This window comes from Photorhabdus hindustanensis (genome assembly GCF_002968995.1).
GTDB lineage: Bacteria > Pseudomonadota > Gammaproteobacteria > Enterobacterales > Enterobacteriaceae > Photorhabdus > Photorhabdus akhurstii.
This window is the reverse complement of sequence record NZ_PUWT01000038.1, coordinates 59,225-68,969: the sequence shown is the minus strand read 5'-3', so window position 1 is coordinate 68,969 and position 9,745 is coordinate 59,225. Positions and strand designations below refer to the sequence as shown.

The 9,745-nt window shown below is 47.8% G+C and carries 13 protein-coding genes and 1 tRNA gene; all 14 read left to right on the top strand.

Annotation, left to right across the window (positions count from 1 at the left end):
* Positions 1-362 precede the first annotated feature (362 nt).
* Positions 363-1,019: a terminase small subunit gene (locus tag C6H66_RS14750; RefSeq protein WP_105395961.1), complete on the top strand. Its 657-nt coding sequence runs from the start codon at positions 363-365 to the stop codon at positions 1,017-1,019.
* The gene (gene terL / locus C6H66_RS14745) at positions 973-2,493 is read left to right on the top strand and encodes a phage terminase large subunit (protein ID WP_105395960.1); all 1,521 of its coding nucleotides are present in this window, start codon (positions 973-975) and stop codon (positions 2,491-2,493) included. Before C6H66_RS14750 ends, terL begins: the two co-directional genes overlap by 47 nt.
* 217 nt (positions 2,494-2,710) lie before the next feature.
* Positions 2,711-4,180, top strand: coding sequence for a DUF1073 domain-containing protein (locus C6H66_RS14740; RefSeq protein WP_105395959.1), 1,470 nt, complete (start codon positions 2,711-2,713; stop codon positions 4,178-4,180).
* Between the two features lie 76 nt (positions 4,181-4,256).
* The gene (locus C6H66_RS14735; RefSeq protein WP_181150212.1) at positions 4,257-4,790 is read left to right on the top strand and encodes a phage head morphogenesis protein; all 534 of its coding nucleotides are present in this window, start codon (positions 4,257-4,259) and stop codon (positions 4,788-4,790) included.
* Positions 4,791-4,802: 12 nt separating this feature from the next.
* Positions 4,803-4,913, top strand: a tRNA-OTHER gene (locus C6H66_RS26005).
* Between the two features lie 67 nt (positions 4,914-4,980).
* The gene (locus tag C6H66_RS14730; protein ID WP_248000683.1) at positions 4,981-5,865 is read left to right on the top strand and encodes a DUF2213 domain-containing protein; all 885 of its coding nucleotides are present in this window, start codon (positions 4,981-4,983) and stop codon (positions 5,863-5,865) included.
* Positions 5,810-6,241 carry a hypothetical protein gene (locus C6H66_RS26830; RefSeq protein ID WP_248000682.1) on the top strand — a complete coding sequence of 144 codons (432 nt, stop codon included), beginning with the start codon at positions 5,810-5,812 and terminating at the stop codon, positions 6,239-6,241. Before C6H66_RS14730 ends, C6H66_RS26830 begins: the two co-directional genes overlap by 56 nt.
* Complete coding sequence (locus C6H66_RS27670) at positions 6,204-6,752, top strand: structural cement protein Gp24 (RefSeq protein WP_422615614.1); 549 nt, start codon at positions 6,204-6,206, stop codon at positions 6,750-6,752. The genes C6H66_RS26830 and C6H66_RS27670 overlap by 38 nt, the downstream gene beginning before the upstream one ends.
* A 10-nt stretch (positions 6,753-6,762) precedes the next feature.
* A complete protein-coding gene (locus C6H66_RS14720) occupies positions 6,763-7,710 on the top strand; it encodes a DUF2184 domain-containing protein (RefSeq protein WP_105395957.1) in 948 nt (315 codons plus the stop codon).
* Positions 7,711-7,725: 15 nt separating this feature from the next.
* Positions 7,726-7,938 (top strand): STY1053 family phage-associated protein, encoded by a 213-nt coding sequence (locus C6H66_RS14715; RefSeq protein ID WP_105395956.1) that lies wholly within the window; start codon positions 7,726-7,728, stop codon positions 7,936-7,938.
* Positions 7,907-8,317, top strand: a complete 411-nt coding sequence (locus C6H66_RS14710) for a DUF4054 domain-containing protein (protein WP_105395955.1) — start codon at positions 7,907-7,909, stop codon at positions 8,315-8,317. Before C6H66_RS14715 ends, C6H66_RS14710 begins: the two co-directional genes overlap by 32 nt.
* Entirely contained in the window at positions 8,314-8,832 is a 519-nt protein-coding gene (locus tag C6H66_RS14705; RefSeq protein ID WP_105395954.1) for a hypothetical protein, read from the top strand. Before C6H66_RS14710 ends, C6H66_RS14705 begins: the two co-directional genes overlap by 4 nt.
* Positions 8,819-9,205 carry a head-tail adaptor gene (locus tag C6H66_RS14700; protein ID WP_105395953.1) on the top strand — a complete coding sequence of 129 codons (387 nt, stop codon included), beginning with the start codon at positions 8,819-8,821 and terminating at the stop codon, positions 9,203-9,205. Before C6H66_RS14705 ends, C6H66_RS14700 begins: the two co-directional genes overlap by 14 nt.
* Positions 9,183-9,743: a phage neck terminator protein gene (locus tag C6H66_RS14695; protein WP_105395952.1), complete on the top strand. Its 561-nt coding sequence runs from the start codon at positions 9,183-9,185 to the stop codon at positions 9,741-9,743. The genes C6H66_RS14700 and C6H66_RS14695 overlap by 23 nt, the downstream gene beginning before the upstream one ends.
* The last annotated feature ends 2 nt before the right edge of the window (positions 9,744-9,745 follow it).

Genomic DNA, 9,745 nt, shown 5'->3' with positions numbered 1-9,745 from the left:
TTTCAAATATAAATTAGGTCAGGCCGTACAAGTTATTATCAGCGGTGAAAAAGGGCATATCAAAGCCCGTGCTGAATATATTCATAGTGCTAGCCAGTATTTGATCCACTATCAGGCAGCAGATGGCCGTGCAAGAGATGCCTGGTTTGATGAGTATGAGCTTTCACACGCTGATTAAAGAGTGACTAATTCAGAGCATTCTGCTAATAGAGTGCTCGGTAGTAGTGATTCAATCCGGCGTGGTATTTAAAATGCCGGGGATTTATCAGACTGAAAAGTAGAAAGTTCTGATTACAACTGTTTCCAAGATGGAAAGAGTTCAACATGGTCGCTAAGCGGCCTTTTTTATTTAAGGGAAAGAGATGGCACAAAAGAAAGTCACGCTCACAGATGAGCAGAAGATTCTTTTCGATGCCTTAACTCCATTACAGCAGAAATTTGTCACTCACATTCTTAAGGGTAAGAACTTAACAGATGCTTACAGGCTGTCAGGGGGAAAGGCTAAAGGAGAATCAGCGCATACCCAAGCAAGTAGAATGATGAGTTTTGATAAGGTCAAAGCCTTTCTCGACGCAATGAACAAAGAAGCCGTTTCTGATGCCGTTATGAGCCGTCAGGAAGCCTTGGAACGACTGTCAGCAATGGGCCGAGTCTCTATATACGATATTGCTGAATTCCGTAACAGTCAGATAGGCGAGGATGAAGAAGGTAAACCAGTCTTTCAAGCTTCATGGCAATTCAAAGACTCAGCCCTACAAGACCCAATGTATCTCAGCGCAATCTCAGAACTGACGGCGGGTAAAGACGGCATCAAGTTAAAGCTTCATGATCCCAAGGCAGCCATTAAACAGTTGTCTGAACTGATGGGTTGGGAAGCGCCGAAGAAAACGGAAATTACGGGTGCTGGTGGCGGTCCGATACAAATTGACTTAACCGATGAGCAACTTGATGAAAGGCTAAAGGAGTTCGGATATGGCCGCCGCTCAAACAAGCTCAATGAGAAACTTACAGACTCTTGAAGCTTATCGACGAAGGGCTATAGAGAAAGCCCGATCATCTCTGATGGATTTCACGCTCTATACAAATGCTCAGTACGAAACAGGCTGGTTTAATGAGTTACTTTGTTTAGAACTCGATCAGTTTCTGAGTGATGTCGAGAACGGCAAGATGCCGAGACTGATGATATTTGCGCCCCCGCGTTCGGGGAAGAGCGAATTGGCATCTCGTCGGCTTCCGGCTTACGGATTAGGTAAGCATCCGAACTGGCACATTATTTCGTGTTCATACTCTTCTGATCTGGCTAATCGCATGTCACGCGACACGCAGCGCATTATCGATACAGAAAAATATCAAGATGTATTTCCGAACACGCGGCTCAATGGAACGAACATCAGAACACTGGCGGGCGGGGCAATTCGTACTGCGGAATTATGGGAAGTACTTGACGCTAAAGGTCAATTGCACGGCGGCTCTTATCGTGCTGCGGGTGTAAATGGTGGTATCACCGGGCAAGGGATGAATATCGGTATCATTGATGACCCGGCAAAGGACTACAAAACAGCTTCATCACCCGTTTATCAAGAAGCGGTCATGGACTGGTATGACACAACGTTCTTTACCCGAGCAGATCCGAAATTAAATGGCATCGTGATTATTCTTACACGCTGGCATCAGAATGACTTAGCAGGGCAACTTCTTAAACTGGCAGAGGAAGGCGGCGAAAAGTGGCGTGTGGTCAGCTTTCCAATGGAAGCAGAGAAGGAAGAGATCCACGTCCTGAACGGCAAAACGTACCGCTTGAGGAAGCCGGGTGAAATCCTGTTCCCTGAACGTATGCCACAGGATTTCGTCGATAAATGTAAACAGCGTGGCTCGCTTGTCTGGAATGCTTTGTATCAGCAACGTCCAACGGCAAAAGGCGGCGGCTTAATCAAATCAGAGTGGTTTAAAGAGTATACTGTCTTACCGCCGATAAGCTGGAGCACAGTTTATGGCGATACAGCACAAAAAATCAAAGAAGCCAATGATTTCTCCGTTTTTGAGCTGTGGGGCTTGGGTGAAGACGGCAAGATGTACCTGATTGACATGATCCGTGGTAAGTGGGAATCGAAAGAGCTTAAGCGTCGTGCAGTCGCTTTTTGGACAAAATGTAAGGCGAGAAAAGATTGCGGTTCTTTGATTTCGATGAAGATAGAAGATAAAGCCTCTGGCACCGGGCTGATTCAGGAAATCCAGACAGAGGCCCTATGCCCTGTCATACCCATTCAGCGAGATAAGGACAAATTCACACGGTTGATGGATGTTCAAGGCTATATCGAATCGGGTTACGTTTATTTACCCGCGGAGGCTGAGTGGATAAATGATTTTCTCGCTGAGATGGAATCTATCACTCCCGATTTCAACACGCATGATGACCAGTTAGATCCGATGATGGATGCCATTTCCGATATGAAATCTGGTGATTTAGGTGTGTGGGAAGTTTTAGGACGATAACACTAGAAAATAACGGTTTCATATCAAAATCACTCCGAAATGATTTTTGTGTTTTTATTAACAATTTAGTAACAAATAAAAGTGCCTGATTTGACAACAAAGATTGAGGGTTTTATCCGTTTTGGCGACAAATTTAAGTGAACCTCAAACCCTCAGTTCGCTTAAGAGCCATTATGTTAAATAGAGCCGAATTTTAACAAATTTCAGTGAGGAAGCTATGACCCGTAAAAACCGCCGAAGCGGTGCAAAAAAGCCCGTTAGGACTGCTGATGGGTACAACAACTTTACTGCAAAACTGGGTAGCTATACATCGAACATTCAAACCGGTGGTACCTACATACCTGGCTACATCTCGCGCAACCGAGTTCAAATTGAGTTTGGCTATCGCAGTTCCTTCTTGATTGGCGCGGGCGTGGATGCGATGGCTGATGATATGACACGTAAAGGCATATCAATTAGTTCAAGGATGAAGCCAGATGCAAAAGGAAAACTGGAGACGTTTTGGGAAGATATCGGGATTTGGGACGAACTCAATAACACGTTGAAATGGTCTCGTTTGTACGGTGGTGCACTGCTTGTGGTGTTGATTGACGGACAAGACCCGTCAACGCCTCTCAACCTTGAGACGATTGGTGAGGGGCAGTTCAAGGGCACACTGTGTCTTGACCGGTGGATGGTCAAACCGACAGACAGTGACTTGGTAAAAGAGTACGGCCCACACTTCGGAAAACCTAAGTTCTATAATGTGGTAATTAATCAACAGGGAATTCCACCCTGGAAGATTCACCATTCCCGTGTCATTCGAATGGAAGGCGACACGTTGCCATTTCAGCAAGCTTTGACCGAGAACGGCTGGGGGATGTCAGTGGTAGAGCGCATTTTTGAGCGAGTTCAAGCGTTCGATACTGCAACGGTAGGTACGACTCAACTCATTCACAAAGCGCACTTGCGGACGTATAGCATTGATGGTTTAAGGAAAATATTAGCTACAGGCGAAGGAAGTCCCGTATATGCCGCACTGATGAAGCACATGGACATGATCCGCGAGTTTCAGACTATAGAGGGTATGACGATGATGGACGCGTCGGACACTTTCCAGACGCATAGCTACTCGTTTGCCGGTATTGCTGATGTTATCCTACGGTTCGCCGAACAAGTGTCTGGGGCGACGGGTATCCCATTAGTTCGCTTATTTGGTCAATCGCCGTCTGGTTTCAGTACGGGCGACGGTGACTTAGAAAACTATTACAGCCGGGTTAACACGCTTCAAGAAAGACGTCTCCGCAGGCCGTTGAGATGGTTGCTTGATATCTCGCATCGATCACTATTCGGCGAGCCACTTCCTAGCGATTTCACTTTCGAATTCAATAAATTATGGGAAATGTCAGACACAGACAGAGCAACGATGGCAAACAATGTTGCTTCCGCTATCGGTACATTAGTAGATCGTCAAATTCTGCCAATCCATGCAGCTATGACAGATTTACGTAACATGGCTGACATCATCGGTATTGGGGGTTCAATCACAGATGAAGACATTGAAAGCGCAAAAGCGCTCTGGGAGGAGTCTGAATCTGAGACCAGCCCTCCGCCGACGTTCGGAAATTCAGTACAACAAAAGCCTACAGGCGATAGTCAGCCAAATAAATCAGATCATCACTGGCTCTTACGATGGTTCGCAAGCTAGCGCGGATGCCGTCTCTGGTCATCTTATCGACTACTCGCATGTTCTTGACGATTGGATTACTTCCGTCGCGCATAAAATGTTCATGCAGGTTGAAGGTGAAGAGTGGCGTCAGTGGCGTTCTGTGTCGCAAGAGATTTCAGAGGGTTTGCGTAATGTGGTTGGAAATACCCCGATAGGTCAGGTCACTCAAGATATCGTGTATCGGCAAATCCAACTGATGAAATCACTACCGCTCGAAGCCGCCGAACGTGTTAAAGAGATTCAGGATAGAGCAATACAGGCGGTTATCAATGGCGAACGGCCAGATGAGCTTTATCAAATGATTATGGAATCAGGGAATGTTGCTGCTGGCCGTGCGCGAATGATAGCGCGTACTGAGATTGGCAGAGCGACAACGGCCCTTACGCAAGCCCGAGCACTGTCTGTAGGTTCTGAGGGTTACTGGTGGCGTATCGAAGGTGCAGGAACGCGACCATCACATAAGAAGATGAAAGATAAATTCGTGCGCTGGGAAGATCCCCCCACGCTTGACGGAATGACCGGCCATGCGGGATGTCTACCCAATTGCAAATGCTGGCCGGAAGTTCACATTCCACCGCCAAGGAGTTAGAATTAAAATCAGGGTGCCGTTAGGATAATGGTAGTCTCGGGACAGGGTTAGCAGCCTTCGGGTCATAAACGTTAAATGCTATGCGGCCTACTGTACGGGTTCGATTCCCGTGCGGCACCACCATCAATTACATCAACTCAACTCAGCCTCAGCGCTGAGTTTTTTAATGCCTGAAATTAGCAGGTAACTCATGAAATATTTTTTTACGACGAAGCTTGGAGAAACGCGCTATCTACAAGCAGATGGCTCTTTGCTGTGCAAGGATGTACCGATAGCTCGTACGGGCACTCAAACTTACCTGCCCGAAGAAATAGACCTCAAGCCCGATGTTAGCGGCTTGGTGACGGTTTATCGCACCGAAGATGAGGTTTTTTCAGATGAAACAATGGCTTCATTCGAGGGTGTGGTAGTCACATTGGACCATCCCGAAGACGAGAACGGGGATATTGTTTTTGTCAATCCCTTAAACTTTTCTGAACTGGCTTACGGACATATCCAAAACGTGCGTCGTGGTACCGGCGATAAGTCGGATTTGCTGATCGCTGACGTGCTTGTTAAGCGTCAAGAAGCCATCGATGCAATAAACGCGGGGATGACAGATGTCAGTTGCGGCTACGACGCGCAATACAAGCAGATAGCGCCCGGTAAGGGCAAACAATATCAGATTACAGGAAACCATCTCGCCATTGTCAAAAAAGGCCGGGCTGGTGGTCGCTGTGCCATCGGGGATTCAGCCCCATTCAAATTCAAGAAGGAGAAGCCGGTTATGTCATGGCTTAAAAATTTGGCGAAAGCCGTTAAAACGAAAGATGTCGACGCGTTAGATAAACTCATCGATGAAGCGCCGGAACTTCCCTCTGACGGAATGACCTCTATTCCGGGCGCGACAATCAACATCAATGTACCCTCTCAGGCAACAGCATTACCGCCTGCGGAGCGTACTACGGTTGATGACACGCCCGACAACCCTGAAAAAAAGACAGAGGATAACGATGTACCAGAGTGGGCGAAAAAAATTCATGGATTCGATATCAACGCGTTTAGATACGCTGGAAGGAAAAACTGCGGACAGTAACCCTGATGACGAAGAGGAAGACGCTAAAGTAACAGGTGATGCTGCCTATCGCCGCAATATTATCGCTGACGCGGAGATTATTTGTCCGGGATTCAAGCCTACAGGGGATAAGTCCCTCAAAAGACAAGTGCTGAATCATGCCATGCGTACTGGCGATAGCCTGAAATCATTCGGCATCAGTGATTTTTCCAAGACCCCAAAGGCAACTGTTGATGCTGTATTTAACGCCGCAGTAGAAATTAACCGGCAAAAGAACCGACTCAATCCCACCGCTTTTCAAACTGTTGATGCTGCTAGTTCGGCAGTGGGATCAAAGCACTCTACACCGGCACAACTGAATGAGTTGTACGCCAACATCTGGAAACGTAACAAATAAGGTAAATACAATGGGTGGAATTTCTTATCTTGACCGGATGCCGCTGGGCATTCCGGGTTCTGTAACTCGTCCCCGTGACCTGACTATTCAGCCTGAAACCTTCGATCCCAAGAAAATTTTTAGCGGGTATGGGCTGGTGGGGAAATATTCGAACGGAAAATTTGTCCCGCTTGAGGACGGCGATACCGTGGACAAAGTGAAAGGTATTCTCGTTCGCCCCTATCCTATCCAGTCGCAAACAGATCTGGCTTATCTCGGGATTAAAGTCGGGTCCGCTGCTGACAATCTGAAGCGGGGTTATATCTGCGTATCGGTGGGGGCATCCGCTGCAACAGCCGGTAAAGGTAATCCGGTTTATGTGCGCGTCGCCGGGGCTACAGCCGATAGCCCGCTAGGGTCATTTGTGCTGACACCAGATGCCACAGCGAAAAATACACCGGCGTTGCCGGGTGCCGAAGTGATGGGGCCGGGCGACGCTAACGGCAACATTGAAATCGCATACAACATTTAAGGAATGATGAATGTTTACTATTGACAGAGCAACAGTGGATTCAACTGGCGCGTTTCTTATCGGTGAGCTGGAACGCAGGGACCAGACGCTGAACATGCCGCTTGTGTCAGTCAAGTGGTCGCGTGACATGCCGCTTCGTACTGACGTTTCTATTGCTGATGAAGTGTCTTCATACACCAATACCTCACTTGCGGCGGCTGGTGGTTCAAACCCTAATGGCAAGAACTGGGTCAGCAAAACCTCAACGGCTAATGCTGGGCCAAGCCTCAATATTGAACGTACAGCTCAAGCATTGGAGCTATGGGGAATGGAAGTTGGCTATACTGTAACCGAGTTAGCTTCGGCTATGCAAGTCGGGCGCCCTATTGACAGCCAGAAGTATGACGCGATGAAGCTGAAATACAACATGGACGTTGATGAGCAGGTCTACATTGGAGATACGGAAAAAGGGATGTGCGGGTTATTAAATATCCCGCAAGTTATCCCGCGTGCAGCAGCGGCTCCGTGGACGGCTGCGACAGACCCGGACGTTATCGTTCAGGACTTTAATATCCTTCTTACTGACGCGTGGATATCTTCTGGCTACGCGATTTGTCCGGGTAAAGTTGGTCTGGCACCTGAGTTATTCGGGTTGTTGTCGAGCAAGAAAGTATCCTCTGCCGGGAATATTTCCGTATTGGAATATGTGAAGATCAACTGTATCACATTCCAAGAGAACGGTGAGCCACTAGAGATTGTTTCAATGAAATGGGCCTCTAAGCGCGGTGCGCGGGGTGCGCACAGGATGATCGCCTATACACAAGAAGAGCAATATATCCGCTTCCCGCTGGTACCCCTGTTGAATACACCGCTGGAATATCGCGGCTTGTGGCAACTGACAACTTATTATGGTCGTTTGGGGCAAGTTGAAACGCCGTATGCGAATACCATTGCTTACTTGGATGTTCCTGTTCAGTGATAAAGGGTGATGAAAATGAAATATCTCGTTTCATGTAAAGCCATCTTGTGTTTTGAGGATGGACGCGCCGTCACGCTTGATCCCGGTATCCACGAATATACGGATGATGTCGCAGGACATTGGGCCTTTCCTTTTTATGCTCAGGCGTTAGACAATCCTGTTGAGGAGCATGACGACAAAAAGGAGAGGGCTGGCAATGGCAAAAAACAGTCTTCTTCCGACAGTTGATCAATTCCGTACAGACTTCCCAGAATTTTCCGATGAAACTTTCTACCCCAACGCAGCAATCAATTTCTATCTCAGCCAGGCAGATAATCTGCTTGACCAAAACGTACACGGTGATCAGTTCGTCTATCTGGCTGAACTCTTCACTGCGCATTACGTCGAGTTGAGGGGAAAGACTATTGCGGGTACCTCTATCAGCGGCAAAGTAAATACTGCGGGTGGCGGCGTATTGACGTCGAAATCCGTAGACAAAGTTTCAATGAGTTACGACACGTCAGGGATTATCAACCCCGATGCTGGCTTTTGGAATAACACCGCCTATGGACGCGAGTTCTTCTGGTGGTGGTCCATGTTTGGCGCGGGCGGGAGGCAACTGTTATGAAAAGCGGTCTGACAATCAAAGCTGACAATGCGGCTGCAATACTGGAATCCCTCAAAAAGCTGTCAGGTATGGATGTGCTGGTGGGTATCCCGGCTGAAAATGCTACGCGTGAAGAAGGGGAAGCGCTGAACAACGCAGAAATCGGCTATCTGCAATCTACCGGGGCAACAGTGGAACTGGATGGCGAAACTGTCACTCTCCACCCCCGACCTTTCCTTGAGATCGGTATTGATGACACCAAGGACCGCACAGCCTTGTATTTAAAAGCGGCGGCAGAGTTTGCACTGGAAGGAAAGCAAGATGCCGCCATTCGTGAACTGGAACGGGCAGGTCAAATCGCGCGTGATGGCGCAAAGAAGGTCATTGGTGACGGCGATCGACTGACGCCAATTGCTGACGCAACGAAAGAGGCTCGGCGCAGGCAAGGGATACCGGGCGACAAACCGCTTTACGCTCACGGCTACTTGCTGCGCTCTATCAACTATGTTGTGAGGAATAAAAATGCCGTTTCTTGATGTCACTGAGGTTTTATTTGATCCCGACTTCTGCGATACGACACTGAAATATACCCGGCGCAAAGTCATTGTCGATGATGATGGGTTTGCGACTTCGGAAAAAACCACAAAAGGTTTTGCCGGAGTGGTGACCGTTGATAGCTCTCTTGAAGCCCAGATGAGAATAGCCGGGCAAGTCGTCAGCGGTAATATTTTGATTATCACAACAGAACGGCTGATATCTGGGGAAACCGATAAAACGGGCGATGTTGTGACGTATCAGAACCGGGATTACTTAGTTAAATCTGTTGATCCGTATACGGCTTATGGCGCCGGTTTTGTTCAAGCACATTGTGAGCTATTGCCCTTTGATGGAGGAACACCCGTTGAGTGACAGCACCCAACCCGGCTGGCTCACACCGGTGTCAGCCCCGGACTATGATCGTGAAGTTGAAAGAAAGCTGTCACGCTGGATAAGTTCAGTAAGTGGCTTGACGGGGAAAATGATGTTCCCAAAATGGCAACCTAATGATGAAACGCGAGTTTTTCCTAGTCACGATACTAACTGGTGTGCGTTCGGGATTTCATCGATAGTTTCAGATGATACGCCCGCTTTCGTTAATCAAACTGATGAAAGTACCGAATTATGGCGACATGAGAAAATCGAATGTCTTATCTCATTTTATGGCCCTGCCGGTCAACATCATTGCACGCAATTTCGTGACGGGATCACGCTCAGTCAGAACAATGCCGAGTTAAATCAGGTCGGTCTTTCGCTCAGTAACTACGGCCGTATTTTTTCAGCGCCCGAACTTATTAATAACCAGTGGGTGCGTCGTTATGACATGACAGTCACCTTGCGGCGAAAAGTCGAGCGTGAATACGGTGTTAAATCGCTGGTGGACGCGCCTGTCAAATTCTTTGGAGATTAAAT